The organism is Endozoicomonas sp. G2_2 (assembly GCF_017744135.1).
Classification (GTDB): Bacteria; Pseudomonadota; Gammaproteobacteria; order Nevskiales; family Salinisphaeraceae; genus Salinisphaera.
The window spans coordinates 1-16,643 of the sequence record NZ_JAGHQU010000008.1; the positions used below are offsets into that span (position 1 = coordinate 1).

The 16,643-nt window shown below is 66.1% G+C and carries 17 protein-coding genes; 10 read left to right on the forward strand and 7 right to left on the reverse strand.

The annotated features are described in order from the left end of the window. Positions 1-325: 325 nt before the first annotated feature. From J7355_RS10725 to J7355_RS10735, 3 genes are all read left to right on the forward strand, one after another. Positions 326-1,942: an MBL fold metallo-hydrolase gene (locus J7355_RS10725; RefSeq protein ID WP_209062532.1), complete on the forward strand. Its 1,617-nt coding sequence runs from the start codon at positions 326-328 to the stop codon at positions 1,940-1,942. A gap of 194 nt (positions 1,943-2,136) precedes the next feature. Beyond that, positions 2,137-2,583 (forward strand): sulfur transferase domain-containing protein, encoded by a 447-nt coding sequence (locus J7355_RS10730; RefSeq protein ID WP_209062534.1) that lies wholly within the window; start codon positions 2,137-2,139, stop codon positions 2,581-2,583. Between the two features lie 371 nt (positions 2,584-2,954). Next, positions 2,955-3,233: a peptidylprolyl isomerase gene (locus J7355_RS10735; protein WP_209062536.1), complete on the forward strand. Its 279-nt coding sequence runs from the start codon at positions 2,955-2,957 to the stop codon at positions 3,231-3,233. A gap of 899 nt (positions 3,234-4,132) precedes the next feature. Here the strand turns inward: J7355_RS10735 and J7355_RS10740 are convergent. Together J7355_RS10740 and J7355_RS10745 are read right to left on the reverse strand one after the other, a co-directional pair. Beyond that, complete coding sequence (locus tag J7355_RS10740) at positions 4,133-4,747, reverse strand: YigZ family protein (protein ID WP_209062893.1); 615 nt, start codon at positions 4,745-4,747, stop codon at positions 4,133-4,135. Positions 4,748-4,860: 113 nt separating this feature from the next. Beyond that, positions 4,861-6,471, reverse strand: coding sequence for a BCCT family transporter (locus tag J7355_RS10745; RefSeq protein ID WP_209062538.1), 1,611 nt, complete (start codon positions 6,469-6,471; stop codon positions 4,861-4,863). 325 nt (positions 6,472-6,796) lie between these two features. Here J7355_RS10745 and J7355_RS10750 point away from each other — a divergent pair, with 325 nt between their 5' ends. Continuing rightward, complete coding sequence (locus tag J7355_RS10750) at positions 6,797-7,027, forward strand: DUF3820 family protein (RefSeq protein WP_209062540.1); 231 nt, start codon at positions 6,797-6,799, stop codon at positions 7,025-7,027. Here the strand turns inward: J7355_RS10750 and J7355_RS10755 are convergent. After that, complete coding sequence (locus J7355_RS10755; protein ID WP_209062541.1) at positions 7,005-7,631, reverse strand: hypothetical protein; 627 nt, start codon at positions 7,629-7,631, stop codon at positions 7,005-7,007. The genes J7355_RS10750 and J7355_RS10755 overlap by 23 nt on opposite strands. Positions 7,632-7,717: 86 nt before the next feature. On the opposite strand from J7355_RS10755, the gene J7355_RS10760 reads away from it, so the two are divergent. From J7355_RS10760 to J7355_RS10780, 5 genes are all read left to right on the forward strand, one after another. Continuing rightward, positions 7,718-8,143, forward strand: coding sequence for a lysozyme inhibitor LprI family protein (locus J7355_RS10760; protein WP_209062543.1), 426 nt, complete (start codon positions 7,718-7,720; stop codon positions 8,141-8,143). A 292-nt stretch (positions 8,144-8,435) separates the two neighbouring features. Beyond that, on the forward strand, positions 8,436-8,723 hold the full coding sequence (locus J7355_RS10765) for a YkgJ family cysteine cluster protein (RefSeq protein WP_348523026.1): 288 nt from the start codon (positions 8,436-8,438) through the stop codon (positions 8,721-8,723). 89 nt (positions 8,724-8,812) lie between these two features. Further along, on the forward strand, positions 8,813-9,001 hold the full coding sequence (locus tag J7355_RS10770) for a DUF3072 domain-containing protein (RefSeq protein ID WP_209062545.1): 189 nt from the start codon (positions 8,813-8,815) through the stop codon (positions 8,999-9,001). A 102-nt stretch (positions 9,002-9,103) separates the two neighbouring features. Further along, positions 9,104-10,051, forward strand: a complete 948-nt coding sequence (locus J7355_RS10775) for a 1-acyl-sn-glycerol-3-phosphate acyltransferase (RefSeq protein WP_209062547.1) — start codon at positions 9,104-9,106, stop codon at positions 10,049-10,051. A gap of 83 nt (positions 10,052-10,134) precedes the next feature. Continuing rightward, the gene (locus J7355_RS10780; RefSeq protein WP_209062549.1) at positions 10,135-10,812 is read left to right on the forward strand and encodes an NAD(P)-binding domain-containing protein; all 678 of its coding nucleotides are present in this window, start codon (positions 10,135-10,137) and stop codon (positions 10,810-10,812) included. A 15-nt stretch (positions 10,813-10,827) separates the two neighbouring features. Here J7355_RS10780 and J7355_RS10785 read toward each other — a convergent pair whose 3' ends face one another. From J7355_RS10785 to hslO, 3 genes are all read right to left on the reverse strand, one after another. Then, positions 10,828-11,742, reverse strand: coding sequence for a hypothetical protein (locus J7355_RS10785; protein WP_209062551.1), 915 nt, complete (start codon positions 11,740-11,742; stop codon positions 10,828-10,830). 67 nt (positions 11,743-11,809) lie between these two features. Then, on the reverse strand, positions 11,810-12,637 hold the full coding sequence (locus tag J7355_RS10790) for a GGDEF domain-containing protein (protein ID WP_209062553.1): 828 nt from the start codon (positions 12,635-12,637) through the stop codon (positions 11,810-11,812). Between the two features lie 514 nt (positions 12,638-13,151). Next, positions 13,152-14,060 carry an Hsp33 family molecular chaperone HslO gene (gene hslO / locus J7355_RS10795; RefSeq protein ID WP_247739925.1) on the reverse strand — a complete coding sequence of 303 codons (909 nt, stop codon included), beginning with the start codon at positions 14,058-14,060 and terminating at the stop codon, positions 13,152-13,154. Positions 14,061-14,233: 173 nt separating this feature from the next. Here hslO and J7355_RS10800 point away from each other — a divergent pair, with 173 nt between their 5' ends. Continuing rightward, on the forward strand, positions 14,234-15,544 hold the full coding sequence (locus tag J7355_RS10800) for an MATE family efflux transporter (RefSeq protein WP_209062555.1): 1,311 nt from the start codon (positions 14,234-14,236) through the stop codon (positions 15,542-15,544). Between the two features lie 30 nt (positions 15,545-15,574). On the opposite strand, the gene J7355_RS10805 is transcribed toward J7355_RS10800, so the two are convergent. Continuing rightward, positions 15,575-16,624 (reverse strand): MBL fold metallo-hydrolase, encoded by a 1,050-nt coding sequence (locus tag J7355_RS10805; RefSeq protein WP_209062557.1) that lies wholly within the window; start codon positions 16,622-16,624, stop codon positions 15,575-15,577. Positions 16,625-16,643: the final 19 nt, after the last annotated feature.

Here is a 16,643-nt window from a genome sequence, read left to right on the forward strand (position 1 = left end):
CGGCCTCGGCCTCCTTCAGAAAACCGATGATCTGCTCTTCGGTGTAACGCTTCTTCATGTCCAATCTCCAGACTTCGGGTGATTGGACTCCAGATCGGCCTGCTACTCAATAGTGGGGGATGGTCGTAAAGATAATATTCAAGTATGTTTCGATTCAGAAGTGGTTTATATCGCTAAAAAGTTCGATTAATTAGGATTTTAGCGTAGCCCGGGGGTAAGACTGGTGCTGGGTGAACCGTGGGTCACGTCTTACATCGTGCGTGAACTCGGTTAAATGCGGCGGCGCCGCTGAAACCGACTGCCGCACTCCCCGCATAATGACGCCATGGAATTGACCTTCATCGGCGGGGCCGACGGCGTTACGGGTTCTGCCAGCCTTCTTACGGATACACGCATCGGACTGCGTGCGCTCGTGGATTGCGGCGCCCATGCCGAGCGCGAGCTTAAGCGTCCGGACGGTGTGCCGCGGCTTGGTTTTGATGCGCGGCACCTGAGCTGCGTTTTTCTCACCCACGCGCACCGCGATCACTGTGGGCGGCTGCCGCAGCTGCATCGCGCGGGTTTTCGCGGGCCGGTGTATTGCACGCAGGCGACGGCCGAGATGACGTGTATCGCCTTGCTCGATGCCGCGAAGTTCTCGCCCGAGTACGACGCGAACGACGTCGAGATGATCGATTTCCAGCCGTTGGATCGCCGTGCGGACTTCGCCTTCGGGCGGCCGATGCGTCTGCACGGGGTGGCTGTGACCTTCCATCGCGGCGCGCATATTCTGGGCGCGGTCGCCGTCACCATTGCCTGGCGCAGCCGGTCCAGCACGCGGCGATCGATCTGTTTCAGCGGCGATATCGGCGGCAATACCCCGGCCAATCCCTACCAGTCGTTGCTCGCGGGCCAGCAGACGCCGGGCCCGGTCGATTACCTGGTAGTGGAATCCACGCGCGGCGCCGAACCGGCCCGGCCGGCGCACTACAAATCGTTCGCCGACCGCCACGCCGCCTGGGCCGAGCTGTTCGCCGATAGCGACGCGCGCGGCGGCGGGCCGGTGGTCGCGCCCTGTTTCGCGATTCATCGCGCCCAGGAGCTGTGGTTCGACCTCGACCATGTGCTGCGGGGCACGGGCGCCGGCGCGCCGGATGCAGCCGGGCGGCCACGCTGGCTGTCGCTGGATGCGCCGCTGGCCGCGCGCATGACCGATGTATACGCCGAGCAACTCACCCGGACCGGCGACGACGAGGAACCGCCGGCCTGGCGCAATCCCGGGCTGGCCGAGCGCCTGGGCCTGGACGACGAGACGGGCGTCGATCGCTATCTCGCAGCGCTTTGGGGTCGGGTCGGCCGTAATCGCGCGCCCGGCGGCACGCTGCGGGCCATGCGGGATCCGGATCTGTCGCGGGTCGTCGCTCTGGCGGGCAGCGGCATGTGCGAGGGCGGGCGAATCGTGGATTTCATTGCCGATCAGATCGGTAACCCGGCCGCGACCATCGTGCTTTGTGGTTATGCGCCGCCCGAGACCGGCGCGGGCCGGCTGCGTCGCTTGATCGCGGGCGATTGGCCTTTGGATACGCCGCTCGCGCTGGGCAACGCGCGGCTCGATCCGCGCCGGATCAAGGCGCGCCTAGTGGATTTCGGCGACTATTATTCCGGCCATGGCGATCTCGATGCGCTCTGCCGGTTCGTCTTCGAAACCGATGCGCCCGCGCCGGCTGCCACGGTGTTTCTCAATCACGGCGACGATGCCATGCGCGCCGGTCTGGCCGATGCGCTCCGCGCTCGCGCGGCGATGCAGCAGCCGGGCGATCGACCGCTCGCCGATGTGGTGATGCCGGCCACGGGCGCGCGCCACGATCTGGACGCGGCCGACGACATCGCCCGCGTAGCCCGCCAGCGGCTGCGCGCCCAGGCGCTCGCCAGCCTGCGCGGCGCCGAGCCGGGCGGGGCATAAGCGCCGGTAACGCTGTGGGTGCGGCGATGCGCGCCGTGTATTCGCCGACGGCGACTGGGCTGGGACTTTCACATTGCCCAATGGTAAGTATCATGGCGAATATCGATTCACGCGTCGTTGATTGGTGACGGGTGCGCTGCGCGGCAAGACGCTGCGCGTTTCCACCACTCGACGCATCGGCAGGAGGAATGCATATGGCGGATTACACCGAAGGTCTCGCAAACGCGAACCGGTTCGAAACCGGCATCATCACCGCCGGCCAGCCCACGGCCGCGCAGCTCGAAGCCGCGCAGGCCCAGGGCGTGAAGACCGTGATCAATTTGCGGCCGGACGGCGAAATGCAGGAGTTCGACGAGGCGGCGCTGGTGAAGAAGTCCGGCATGAACTACGTGCATATCCCGGTCGCCGGGCCGGACGATATCAACGACGCGAATGCGCGCCTGCTCGACGAGGCATTGGTGCCGGGCGCGCGGCCGGCGCTGGTGCATTGCGCGAGCGCCAATCGCGTCGGCGCGCTGATTGCGTATCGCGCGCGCTTCATCCAGCACAAGAACGACCACGAATCCATGGGCCTGGGCATCATCGCCGGTCTCGATCCGGACGGCACATTGGTCGAAGCCGTGGCCCAGAAGATCGGCTGATATATCCCGCTAGTGCTTCGGTCGTGGCCGCCGCTTTTGAGGCAGGCCGCCATGCTCGGGTACGGCGTGTAGTGTGTCGTGCGCGAATAGTAGGTGCTGCCGGCAGCGTGGCGGATGCCGCTCCGGCTTTTCTTTACCGGCGGCCCATCGGCGAACGCGGTGCACGCGAACAACAGCGCGAATGCCAGCCAGACGATAGCCACGTGATGGCGACTGCGGTGCCTGATCATCCGGTAAGCGCTTCGTGAACGGCCAAGCCCCTGGCTCGTTATTTCACCGAATGGTGATGCGCTGCACGTAGGCTGCGCCATGCGCCCGCGGCGTTTGCCGTAATATGGCGCGTCCACCCCTTTTCCAGTCGGAGCAATGCCATGGCCAAAGCCAGCGCCCGTCATATTCTCGTCGACAGCGAGCAGAAGTGTGCCGAACTCAAGGATCAGATCGAGAACGGCAGCGACTTCGCCGAAGTCGCGCGTGAACATTCCTCGTGCCCGTCCGGCCGCAACGGCGGCGATCTGGGCACTTTCGGCCCCGGTCAGATGGTGCGCGAGTTCGATGAAGTCGTGTTCAGTGCGCCGTTGAACGAGGTGCAGGGGCCGGTCAAGACGCAGTTTGGTTATCACTTGCTGGAAGTGACCGAGCGCGGTTGATTGGTTTCGGGGCCGTTCGCTTTGCGGCGGCCCTGATTTGTCGGCGCGGCTTTGGACGAGCGTTGCGTCCCCTGGGCGCCAGTTGCCGCAAATGCAGGCCGTCGTCAAGATGATCGGTCCGAGAGCGCCAGTGTTTGGATCGACGGCAAGGGTTTGATCGGCTTGGGGTTTCGCACTGCTGTGCGAGTTACTTTTATTTGCTTGCCCAAATAAAAGTAACCAAAACAAAAGGCACCCTGTCTTGCGTCGGCGCTTCGCGCCGATGCCCTGCGCGGCTCCGTCCGCAAGCGGGCCAGCCGGAAACTCGCCGCGCTGCGCGCGACTCAAACATCCGGCTGTCTTGATCCGCTTGCGGCCTCCACTGCTCGGCGCTGCGCCCAAGGGGACCGAATACAGACAAAGACAGGCTCGCTATAGCTTCGCCATGAAGATCGCTAAGCGATCTTTAGGCCGGACAAAGCCGAAGGCGAGTCTGGCCGGAACGTAGGCACGCCCCCAATTTCTACTCGGGACTTGTTACAACGCTGTGGGCCGAGTTCGCCGCGTCTGTATTCAGGTCCCTTGTGAAGCGACGAGAAGCGCAGGGCCGAAGGGTGTCCGGCGCATGCGCCGGTGCGGCCAGCTGTTTGAGGATCGCCAAAGCGATCCGAGTTCTGGCCGCAAATCCTTCGGACCGAGCATCGCAGTGCACCGGCGTTTCGCGCCGGCGCGTAACCCGGGTGTCTTTTTCCTTTGCTTACTTTCTTTTGGACAAGCAAAAGAAAGTGAGTCGCACAGCAGTGCGAAACAAAAGGGCCGACAAACTCGTGAGTCGACTAAAAACCCACGGCCCTGATCCCGAGCGCTGAATCGATCTCGAGTGGCCGAATCGTTTCGGCGAGTCGCGGAGATAGCGAGTTTCAATCGCCAACAACCAGCCGCCCATTCAACCGCGCATCCAGCGCGTCCAATGCCACCCGGGCATCCAAGGGCCACCCCACAACCAGAGTCACCCCCTGACCGTGATAATCCGCCGCCACGATCTCGCCGTCGTGTTCCGCCAGCCAGGCACGCGCCGGCTGTTCGTCCGCGAACGTCAGGTCGAGCGATAAGCGTTGACGTGGCACGTGCTCGCGGGTGGGCAGTTCGGCCAGCAGCGCGCTCACGGTCTGCCCGTAAGCCCGTGCCAGGCCGCCGGTGCCGAGCTTGGTACCGCCGAAATAACGGATGACGACACAGGCAATGCGCCCCAGCCCGCTGCCTTCGAGCACACGGTACATGGGCTGTCCGGCGGTGCCACCGGGTTCGCCGTCGTCGGAGAAACCGATCGCGCGGTCCTCGCCGGGCGGGCCGGCGATATAGGCCGAACAATGATGCGACGCGTCGGGATAATACGAGCGCGCGTGCGCGATCAGGCGTTCGGCATCGGCGACGTCGTCGATACCGGCACACCAGCCGATGAAGCGGCTTTTCTGGATTTCGAGCGTGGTCGTATGCGGCGCATCGACGCTTGCCGCCGGTATGGCATAGCGCATCAGCACTTGGCGGCTCCTAGTGACAGGGCCGCGTCGGTAAGCGAGGCCTCGTATTCTGCACCGGGGCACGCCGCCCGTCAGGGGCGGCGTGCCGGTGGCGCGACTCTGAAACGCTAGAGCTGTTCCGCCTTGGGCGGCTTGCCCACCTCGACCTCGCTGAGATTTTCCTGCGACAGGCCGCGCATCAGCGCGAACATCATCGCGAATACCAGGACAAACATCGGCAGCCCGACCACGGTGATCACCTGCTGCAGTGCCGTAAGCCCGGCTTCGCCCGCGAGCACGATCAGCATGGCGGCGAGCACGCCTTCTGAGATACCCCAGAACATGCGCTGGTGGACCGGCCCGGGGTCGGGCGTGCCGGTACACAGCATGTCTACCACCAGCGAGGCCGAGTCGGAGGAGGTGGCGAAGAAGATCGCCACGATCACCACGGCCAGCCCCTTGATCAGCGTCGCGAAGGGGAAATGCTCGAAGAAGGCGAACATGGCCAGCGGCACGCTTTCGCTGACTGCATCGGACAATGCGCCGGCCTGGGCACCGAGCGCGGCTCGCGCTTCCTGGCCGATGCCGTCGATTTCCATGGCCGACCAGCCGAAGATCGCGAACCACACAAGGGTGAAGATCGAAGGCGCGAACAGCACGCCGAGCACGAATTCGCGGATCGTGCGCCCGCGCGAGATACGCGCCACGAAGATGCCGATGAACGGCGACCAGGTCACCGTCCAGGCCCAGTAGAACACCGTCCAGCTGCCCTGCCAGCCCCAGCCGCCTTCTTCATGCGTGTACTCGGCCAGCGCGTCGTTCCAGAACGCCATCGGCACGATATTGGAGATGTAGATGCCGAAGGTCTCGATGATCGAGCGGAGCAGGAACACGGTGGAGCCGGTGACCAGCACGAACAGCATCAGCCCCACGGCCATGCCGATATTGATGTTCGACAGCAGCTTCACGCCGGAATCCAGCCCGGCGATGATCGAGCCCACCGCTACGGTGGTCAGCACGGCGATAATCAACACCTTGGTGGTGACCGAATCGGATACGCCGGTGAGCTCGGTCAGGCCGGCATTGATCTGCTGCGTGCCCAGACCGATCGACACCGCCACGCCGAACAGCGTGCCGAGGATGGCGAACACGTCGAGCGTTTTGCCGACCGGGCCGTAGATGCGATCGCCGATGAGCGAGTAAAACACCGACGAAAACCGCATCGGCAGTTTATAGCGGTAGATGAAATAGGCGAAAGCCAGTCCGGGCAGGGTGAAGATCGCCCAGGTGTGCAGGCCGAGATGGTAGATGGCGAATCCCATCGCGTCGTCGGCCGCTTCCGTCGAGAATGGTTCCACTTCCGGGCGCGGCGGCGTGGCGAAATGCGAGATCGGCTCGGCCACGCCCCAGAACATCAGCACCGTGCCGATGCCGCCGGCAAAGAGCATGGTGAACCACGAAATATTGCCGTAGTCGGGCTTGGCGTCGTTGCCGCCGAGGCGTATCGCCCCGAACCGGCTGAGCGCAACCCACAGCAGGAATGCCACCCAGCTGGTCACGCCAAAGATGAAAAACCAGCCGAGGTTGGTGACGATCCAGGCGCGCCCCGCGCCAAAGGCATCGCCGATCGGCCCGGGTGCGATCAACAGGGCGATCAAAAAGATCACCATGATGCCGGCCGATACGAAAAAAATGGTCGGATCGGTCTTGAGACCGAGCTTTCGCGCGATTTGATCCATCGGTAACGCCCCTTTTCCCTGAGGTTTCAACCTACGCCGAAATCCGCTCAAGAGAAAGGGCGTGCCATGCACAGTTGCGGGATCGTGCCAAAAAATACAAAAGAATTAATAACCTGCGATTCAATCGCGATTTCCTGTGCTGTCATCGCATGGTCACGAAACCCCGGAAAAAGCCGTTTTCGCACGCAGCGGTTGCCGTGCGCGCCGCGGCGCGTGACCGCGCTTCAGGCATCGCCGTGGGGCAAGCGCGGCGTGCACAGGCTGGCGGCGCCGAATGCGCTCGGGCACCCTCGCGGTTTTCACAACCCTGGAAAACGCTGCAACGATGGACGGCGACGATCTGCGCAAACTGGTGACCCGCACCATGCCGTTCGGCAAGTACGAAGGACGGCTGATCGCCGATTTGCCGGGGCACTATCTCAACTGGTTCGCGCGGACCGGCTTTCCGGCCGGCGAGATCGGGCGCCTGCTCGCGCTCATGCACGAAGTCGATCACAACGGCCTCAAGCCGCTGCTAGACCCGCTAAGGGGCGCTAGCGATAGAAGCGCTCGATGAGCAACGCGTCGATCTGCTCGTAGAAGCCGGCATAGCGTTCGGCCGCGCTCGCCATGATCTGCGACAGCGCGGTGTCCGGCTCGCGCTCGGCGAGCGTTTCGGCCAGATAGTGCTGTTGATCGACCGCGCCGAGCAGGCGAATGAGCAGCCCGCGCTCGAACGCGACCCCGGCGGTGCCCACCACCGGGGCGAAGCGTTTCAGCGTGGCCTGTTTCTGTGCTTGTTCGGCGGCCTCGATGATCGGCGGGGTGTTGTCGTGGTCGATCGCCAGCGCGGGAAAGTCGCCCGTGAGCTGCTCCAGCCGCGTTGCCAGTTCGCCGCTGTAGCCGGTGACGTCCTCCACCACACGTTGCACCGGGTCGGATTCGATCTTCACGTAGAAGATGCGATCCACCTGCGATAGCCCGTCGGCGGTCGCATAGAGTTTGCTGTACCCGTCGTTGAGCTGATCGCGCAGACTCGACGACGCGTTCTGTGCGGATGCCGGCGCCGTGTCGGGCCGCGTGTCGAATGCGGTACAGCCGCCGAGCGCGACCAGGCCGGCCGCGAGCAGGGCAAACAGAGCGGGTCGCGCCGCGCAGCGCTTTGGGGCAGTGTCTTGCATGACTCAAGTTTACGCAGCGCGACGTTCCAGCGATGCCGCTTCGGCGGGCGCGTTGTCGCTGGCGTCGAACCAGACCGGGTGTCGCGATGAAGTATGTGGCGGTTGTATTGCTTTGCCTGGCCGGTACGGCCGGGGCGATCACGAATCCGGACGCGCCCGATCTCGTGGACGCCTTTCACGAGCGCATGGCGCCCTACGCACAGCGTATCCGCGACGGGCAGACCACGCTCGCCATGGATCAGGCGTCGGTCGCGATGGCCGAGGCGCTCGATCGTGAACTCAATACCGCCTACGGGCGGCTCATGGCCCGGCTCGAACCGGCGCAGCAATCGGCATTGCGCACCGCGCAGCGCCGCTGGCTGAAATACCGCGACGCCGAGTTTGCATTCCTGAACAAGACCTTTAGCCGGGAAAGCCACGGCAGCGCCGTCGTGCTCGCCGTCGGCAGTGCGCGCAACGCGCTGGTGCAGGCGCGTGTCGAGGCGCTATGGCGGCGCCTGCAACAGCTGTAGTACGTCGGCAGGCCATTGATTAGGCGCGTTTTTTAGCGGCTTTAATTTTATCGTCCAGGTACTAGACGGCCGCCGAATTTGCCGCAAGAATCATCGGGTATCGACTGCCGCCGGGCGGCTTCATATCCACCATGCATCCCTGTCTGAGCTGTGGCGCCTGCTGTGCGTATTTTCGTGTGGCCTTTCACTGGCTGGAGACCCAGCCGCAGGCTGATTGGCCCGGCGTGCCCGTGGAACTCACGGCCCCGCTCGACGGGCATCGACTGGTCATGCAGGGCACTCAGCCTCGCCGGTGCGCTGTGTCGCCCTCGATGCCGATATCGGCCGTCACGCGCGCTGCACGATTTATGCGCAGCGACCGAGCGTATGCCGCGAGGTGGTCGCCTCCTGGGAAAACGGCGCGCCCAGCGGCCAGTGCGACCGCGCACGGCTCGCCCACGGTCTGCCGATTCTTTTGCCGTCCGACTGGACGCGCCACGCGCCGATCGCACAGCCGCCGGCCGCCAACGACGTTCCGCATCCCGACCACGGCCCGGGTGACGGCGCGCCCGCGCCCGACCCGTCGCCCGTGGCGGCCTGACAGCCACGCGCTAGGCGACGCCACGCTTGCATCCGGGGCGATCACGCAGCGCGTAGTTGTCGGCCTCGAATCACGCAGGATATTCACGCATGAGCGAAGACAGCGACAGCGGCCGAAACAATCTCTGGCCCGACAGCGCCGAGACGATGACCGGCGCCCAGCGCATCTATCTGCAGCGTTTGTGCGAGCAGGCGGGCGTGGCCTTCGACGGTAGCTGGACCGAGGCGCAGGCACTGGAACGCATCAAGACGCTCGAAGCACGCACCGGTAAAGCCTGACCGGCATGCGGGCGTCGGGCCTGCGCCTTCACCGGCCCGGCTCGACGGCACGGCGCCACGCGCCGACAATGGCCCTGCGGTTTCTCGGGGCCGGACAACGGCATGCCGAATTCGGCACTGACGCCGCGCGTTCGCCTGAAGACGCGCCCATCACCGACCGGGCTCGAGCCGGCCGGCGGCCGCACTGCGACGGATACCCCCTGGCAGGCCGTGGCCGCGGCCTGTCTTGACGATGCGCTCGACGCCTTCGGGTGGCGCGATGCGCGGCATCGCCTCGGTCGGCGGTTGGCGTCGCGCCTGCTCGCGACGCCGATCGCGCGGCTCGCGCAACGCCTGTGCGCGTTCGACGGCGTTGTCGCCGCGCATGGTCTTCGCGCCGGCGGTGTCCTTGCCACGCGCGCGTTCACTCACGGTACGACGGTTCAGGGCGCGGATGCCGTGCCGCCCTCCGGGCCGTTGCTGCTGGTCGCGAATCACCCCGGCCTGGCGGACGCCGTCGCGCTGTTCGCCAGCCTGCCCCGCGATGATCTGAAAGTGATCGCCGCGCCGCGGCGCCTGCTGGCGGCGCTACCGGCGGCGCGGCAACGACTGATCGTCATGCCCGAGGATCGCCGTGGTCGCCTGTCGGGCGTACGCAAGGCCGGCCGCCATCTGGCGTCGGGCGGCGCCGTGCTCACTTTTCCGGGCGGCCGTATCGAGCCGGACCCGGCCCTGCGAGAGGGCGCGGCTGCGGCGCTGGCGGACTGGTCTGGCTGTGTCGATCTGTTCGCGCGCCGCGTGCCCGCGCTGCGCATCGTGCCGGTCGCCGTCTCGGGCGTGCTGTCGCTGCGCGTTTGCCGCCATCCGCTTACCCGGCTGCGCCGGCCCGGCCGGGACCGCGACTGGCTGGCCGCGACCCTGCAGATGCTGCGGGCCAGCCCACCCACGGACGTGCGCCCGAACGTGGTCTTCGGCGCGCCTATCGATGCCGTTGGCGGGCATTCCGCCGGAACGGCCCGTGAACGGACGCTCGACGCCATGCGCGATCTGCTCGCGGCCGAGCGTGACTGAGCGCGTCGCGCGTCGACCCGCGTTCGCGGCCGGCGGGGCGGCATGGGTAGACTCGGACCAGGTTGTCTTTTCGGAATGCCGTCATGATGCGATCGAACCCTGTGCGCGCCGCCCGTTTGCTGCTTGGCCTGGGCGCGCTGCTGCTGTGTGCGAGTAGCCTGTCCGTATCGGCGGCGGAGGAGCCGGTCGAACGCGCGCCGATTTCCAGCACCATCGCGATGATCGGCGCCGGCAACATGGGCCAGGCGCTGGGCAACCTCTGGGCGGCGGCCGGCTATCACGTGATCTTTGCCACCCGGCATCCGGAAGAACTGGACGCCGTGGTCGAGCGCGCCGGCCACGGCGCCGAAGCCGCCAGCGTGGCCGAGGCGATCGAGCAGGCCGGCATCATCGCGCTGGCCGTGCCCTACGGCGCGGAACCGGGCATCGCAAAGGCACACGGCGCGGCCATGCGCGGCAAGGTGCTGGTGGACGTGAACAACGCGTTCGAGCGCCGTGACGGCGAAGTGGCGAAGAAAGCCGAAGCGGTGGGCGAGGCGGTCTATTCCGCCCGTCTGTTCGAAGGCACGCGCTTCGTGCGCGCTTTCAATCTCAAGGGGGCGAGCAGCTTCCCGACGCCGCAAGACGTCGAAAGCGCCGATTACGAAGTGCCTTATACCGTCAACGACGAATCGGTACGCCACATCGCCGAGGCGCTCATTCACGACGCCGGCGGCACGCCAGTCTACGAGGGCGGCCTGGAGAACGCGCGCGAGTATTGAGGGCGGCTGCGGCGCCTAATCTCGGGGCTGGATATCCGGACGCATGTCGAAATAGGACTGATCGACGAGGGTGTCGTGCACGCCTTCGATATTGAGGCCGAGCCATTCGTCGTACATGCGTAGATCGCTGAACGCCGGCAGGCGGATATCGGCCTTGAGCTGTGCCAGCGGCTTGCCGGCGAGCATGCCGTCGCGAACGCTGTCGTAGAGGGCGTTGAGATACGCGAGATAACGGGCGACGTCCGTCTTGTCGCCGGCATCGGCATGGCCGCCGATGAACAGGTCGAAGTCGGTGGCGAGGATGGCCTCGGTGCTGTCGATCATGCCCTGGATATCGTAGCCCTTGAGGTTCTTGTAGGTCATGCGGCCAAGCACGATCCAGTCGACCACATACATCACGTTGGCCGGCTGGAAGTGCATGCTGATCGAGCCGCGGCCGTTGTTGACGCCGTGATAACGCAGGCCGACGCGGGCGTTGCCCAGGTGTAGCGTCATTTCATCGTCGAAAGTGATGTCCGGAATACGCGTGTCGGCGCGGGTTTGGACCAGGTCCTCGCGCGCCAGCCGATGGGCGACGAAATGCACGCCCTCGCCGTCGAGCGCCCGCCCGCCGTAGCTGTGATCGACATGGTTGTGGCTGTAGACGACATAGCGCAGCGGGACATTGAAGCGCCGTGCCAATTCGTCCTTGAGCCAGGCGGCGGCCTCGGCATTGATGGGATCGGTGGCGACGATGCCGGCATCGGTCACCATGAACGCCGACCGGTAGTTGCCGGCGGTAAAGCGGTAGACGTTGTCCTTCATCCGCTCGATTTCGTAGGTCGCGGCCACGCTCTGGCACGCGGCGCAGACCAGGCTGGCGAAAAGGCTCAGGCGAAGCAGCAGGCGTGGATGCATGGCGCGACCGTAGTTCGGGAGGGCAAGGGTCATCCTAGCGCGCAGTGCACGGCCGCAGCTTTGCAGGGCGTGCAGTGCTGTGTTGCGCGGCCTGGCCGCCTCAGGCGCGACGCGAGGCGCGGTCGGGGTCGCGGGCCATGACCACGCGATTGCGGCCCCCGCTCTTGGCTTCGTAGAGGGCGATATCGGCATCGCGGAGCAGCTCGTTCAGGCGCCTGCGGAACGGGCGCACCACGCTCGCGCCGATGCTCATGGTGACCGGGATGACGGTGCCGCATTCCAGCTCGAAACGGTGCCCGGCCACGGCCGCGCGCAGCTGCTCGGCGATACGCAGTGCCGCGCTCGGCGTGATGTCGGAAAGCAGCACGGCGAATTCCTCGCCGCCGAGCCGGGCCAGCAGGGCCGTGCCGTCGAGCTGTTCGACACAGACCGCGATCAGCGCCTTGATGATCCGGTCGCCGTCGAGATGGCCGTACTGGTCGTTGATCGGCTTGAAGTGATCGATATCGATGATCAGCAGCGTGATCGCCGTCGCATCGGGGTCGTATTCCGCGAGCCTGTCCCCGAGGATCTGCATGAAGTGCCGCCGATTGCAGATGTCGGTCAGCTCGTCGGTCTCGCTGAGCTGGCGCAGCCGGGTTTCCAGGTGATGGCGCTGCGAGATATTGCTCGCCAGCCAGAGCACCGCCCGTTCGCCGTCGACGCGCGACCGCATGGGTTTGACGCGCCCTTCGAACCAGATGTCGCCGGGCGGCCCGGCGTTCTCGTCGATTTCGCTGACGTCCTCTCCGGCCAGGGTGTATTCCACGATGCGCAGGCGGTTCTCGGCGAGCGTCTGGCGGATTTCGGCGAGAAACCATTCCGCCTTGGCCTGCGGGAGCACGTCGAACAGGCTGAAGTCCACGAGGCAGCTGCCGTCGTGGTACATCTCCCGGTCGGCTCCGCCGATGATCGCCGCATAGCGGCCGCTCTCGGTGAGAATGAAGATGGGATCGGGCAGGGCTTCGAGCGCCTCGAGTTTGAGGTGCAGCTCCCGCTCTGACGTACTGATGGTCCTTCCCCGGCTAGACGCGCATCGAACAGTTCAAATGTCGCTCGCCTGCGTGCGCAGTGCAACGATCGCAGCCGTGCCGGGGTACCGCGCCTGGCGCCATATTCGTACCGGCGCGCCCGCCGTTGATCGGCCCGCCGCACGGCTAGCCTTGCCGCTCGAAGTCGCAACCGATTGTTTCTATACGCCGTTAAGCCAATTTCAACGTCTGACCGATAGCGTGGCCGCCGGCCGGCGCGTGCCGCGGGACGCTCGGCGTCGCCGTATGGCGGCCTTGGTCGCATGCCGCCGCGGCCGAAGGCGATGCCCGGCGAAGCCGCGCGACTCGACATCAGGCAGCGCCGGGTTTCCGGCACGGGCCGCGATAGCTCACGGCCGTGTCAGCGTCGCCTTACTGCAGGGTGGGCGACGGCGCGTCCGGGTCTTCGATCAGGGCTTCGACATCGGCCGGGGTGAATACGTACCAGGTGTTGCAGAAATGGCACTGGGTCTCGATCTGGCCCTGTTCGGCAAGCACGTCACGCAGTTCGTCGGCGCCGAGCTGGTGCAGCGCGCGCCCGAAGCGCTCGCGCGAGCAGGTGCAGCTGAACTTGATCGGCGCAGGCTCGAACACCCGCGCCTGTTCCTCGTGGAACAGCCGGTGCAGCACCTGTTCCGCGCCGAGGCTCGTCAGTTCGGCGTCGGTGAGGGTGTCGGCGAGATGATTGATCCGATCCCAGGCGTCGGCGTCAGCCGTGGTGTCGGCGCTCTGTTCGGGCAGCTTCTGGATCAGCAGGCCGGCCGCGCGCGCGTCGTCGGTGGCGAGCCACAGGCGCGTGGGCAGCTGTTCCGACTGGGCGAAATACTGCTCCAGACAGCCGGCGATGCTGGGCTGATCGAGCGCCACAATGCCCTGGTAGCGCTGGCCTTCCTCGGGGTCGAGCGTGATGACCACGTGGCCGCCGCCGGTCAGCGTTTCCAGCGAATGCTCGGGCATGTCCGTAATCGCCTGTTCGTCGATGCGGGCCACGCCGCGCAGCCGCTGCGCGCGTTCGCCAACGCCGGGGTTGGATTCCGCCATGAGCAGCTTCAGCGCGCCCTGGCCGCGAATCTCGATACTGAGCGTGCCGTCGAACTTGATAGTGGCCGTCAGCAGTGCGCAGGCCGCCAGCAGCTCGCCGAGCAGACGCTCCACGGCGGGCGGATAGTCGTGGCTGGCGATGGCGTCCTGATAGGTCGATTCCAGCTGGGCGATCTCACCGCGCACCTGGGTATCGTCGAATAAAAAGCGCTGCAGTTGGTCGGTCGGCATGGCGGGCATGGTGTCTCTCCGGTACAAGCCAGCAGGATGTGTGCGACGCCGGGCGAATTCAACGCGGCGGCGTACTCGATCGGTCAGCCGGCGCCTTTTGGCCGGCGATGGTAGATTGCGCCGGCCCGAATGCCGCCACCGCAGAGAGACGGCGGCCACACCACAGCCTGCATATCCGTACCATGACGAACGAGGACAACGCCGAACGTGTCACCGCTGCGCGCGTACTCGCGCTCGCGATACCGGCGCTGGGCGTGCTGGCGGCAGAGCCGCTTTATGTCCTCGTGGATACGGCCGTGGTCGGCCATCTGGGCGCGGTTCCGCTGGCGGGGCTGGCGCTGGGCGGCACGGTGCTGTCTGTGCTTACCAGCCAGCTGACGTTCCTGTCCTATGGCACGACGGCCCGCACCGCGCGCCTCTACGGCGCCGGCCGGCGTACGGACGCGGTGGCCGAAGGCGGCCAGGCGACCTGGCTGGCCATCTTCGTTGGCCTGGCGGTGCTGGTGTTCGCACAGCTGTTCGCGCATCCGATTCTGGCCGCGCTGGCCGGCAATCCGGCGGTCGCGGATGCGGCAGCCTCCTGGCTGCGTATCGCCATCATCGGGGCGCCGGCGATCCTGATCACCCTGGCCGGCAACGGCTGGATGCGCGGCATTCAGGATACGGTGCGACCGCTCTACTACATCTTGGCCGGCAATATCCTGTCGGCGATCGCCTGCCCGCTGCTGGTCTATCCGCTGGGTTTCGGCCTCGAAGGCTCGGCGATCGCCAACGTGCTGGCCCAGTACACCGCGGCCACGCTGTTTCTCATCGCCCTGCGTTCCGAGCGCGCCATGGTGCGCCCGCGCTGGACGATCATGAAGGCGCAGATGGTGCTCGGTCGGGATCTGATCCTGCGCAGCCTGTCGTTCCAGATCTGTTTTCTCTCGGCCGCGGCCGTGGCGGCGCGCGAGTCCGCAGCGGCGCTCGGCGCGCACCAGATCGTCTACCAGCTCTGGGTTTTTCTGTCGTTGATTCTGGATTCGCTGGCGATCGCGGCGCAGGCGCTGATCGGCGCCGAGCTGGGTGCCGAGCGCGTCGCCCGTGCGCGGGCCGTGGCCTGGCAGATCACCCGCTATTCGCTTGGCCTCGGCGTGTTCCTGGCGCTGGTGTTCGCAGCGCTCGCCGGCGTGTTGCCCCATGCCTTCACCAACGACCAGGGCGTGCTCGCGCAGATTCCCCATGCCTGGTGGCTGTTCGTGGCCCAGCAGCCGGTGGCCGGCATCGTCTTCGCGCTGGACGGCGTGCTCCTGGGTGCGGCGGATACGCGGTTTCTGCGTACGACCACGCTGGCCTGCGCGCTTGGCGCCTTTCTGCCGTTGATCTGGCTGTCCTGGGCGTTCGGCTGGGGGCTGACCGGTATCTGGATCGGGCTGACGATGTTTCTGGTTACCCGCATGGTGGCGGTCGTGCTGCGTACCCGCTCCGGCCACTGGGCAGTGGCCGGCGCTTGAGGCCTGGGAATGCGCAAGATCGCGGCCGCATCAGGCCGTTGGCGGCGCTGATTCCTTGGCCTCGGCCTTAGCCGCGTCGAGCTGATAGCTGACCGGAATCCAGCGATAGCCGCCGGCCTGCGGGGCGACGAAGCCCACGGAGGGAAACGAGGTGTGGTAGCCGATCACCGGTATGCGTTCCTGAGCGGCCATGGCATAGATGCGCTTGCGGGTGCGTGCGCCCTGGGCCTTGTCCCGGTCGAACAGCGCATGCCATTCCGGTCGGGCCAGCGAGGCTACCTCGTGATGGGCACAGTCGCCCCAGAGCAGCAGACGCTGGCCAAGGCTTTCGATATGAAAGGCGAGATGCCCGGGCGTATGGCCATAGGCTTCGATGGCATGAATACCGGGCACGACCTCGTCGCCCGGTTTTATGAAGCGCATCTTCTCGGCAAACGGGGCCACGTGCGTGGCGAACAGGCGCCCTGACAGATGCTCGACGTCGCCCTCGGGCGCACGCAGCCGGTCCTCGGTCGCGGCCCAGAACTCGAACTCCTTAGCGCCCATCACATAGCGGGCGTTCGGGAACGCGGGGCGGCCGTCGTGCAGCATGCCGCCGATATGATCGATATGGCCGTGGGTGAGCACGACGACATCGATCTGTTCCGGCGTATAGCCCGCGGGGGCGAGCATGCGCGCCAGCCAGCCGCCCTCGGGCGGCGGCACGAAGCCGTCGGCGCCGTTGCCGGTATCGAAGAGAATCAGTTGCTTGCCGGTGTTCACCAGCGCCGGAGTGAAGCCGGGCTGGAATCGCGTTTCCGGTAGCAGGTTGGCATGCATCAACTCGTGGACGGCCGCCGCCGGCTGGTCTTCGCCGACCACGGGCCAGGGCCCGTCGAGCATCGCCCCGGCATCCAGCAGCGTGGTGATCTCGAAACCGCCGAGCTGGAATCGGTAGTGGGTCGGGCGCGCCGGACCGAGCGTCGGCGCGGCTGCCTGGGCCGGGCCTACCAGCCGGCTGCCCACGGCCGGCAGCGCCAGCAAGGCGGCACTGGCACCGAGAATGCGACGGCGTGTCGTATCAGGACGAGCGTTGAACATCGGTTGTCTCCAGTCGTCG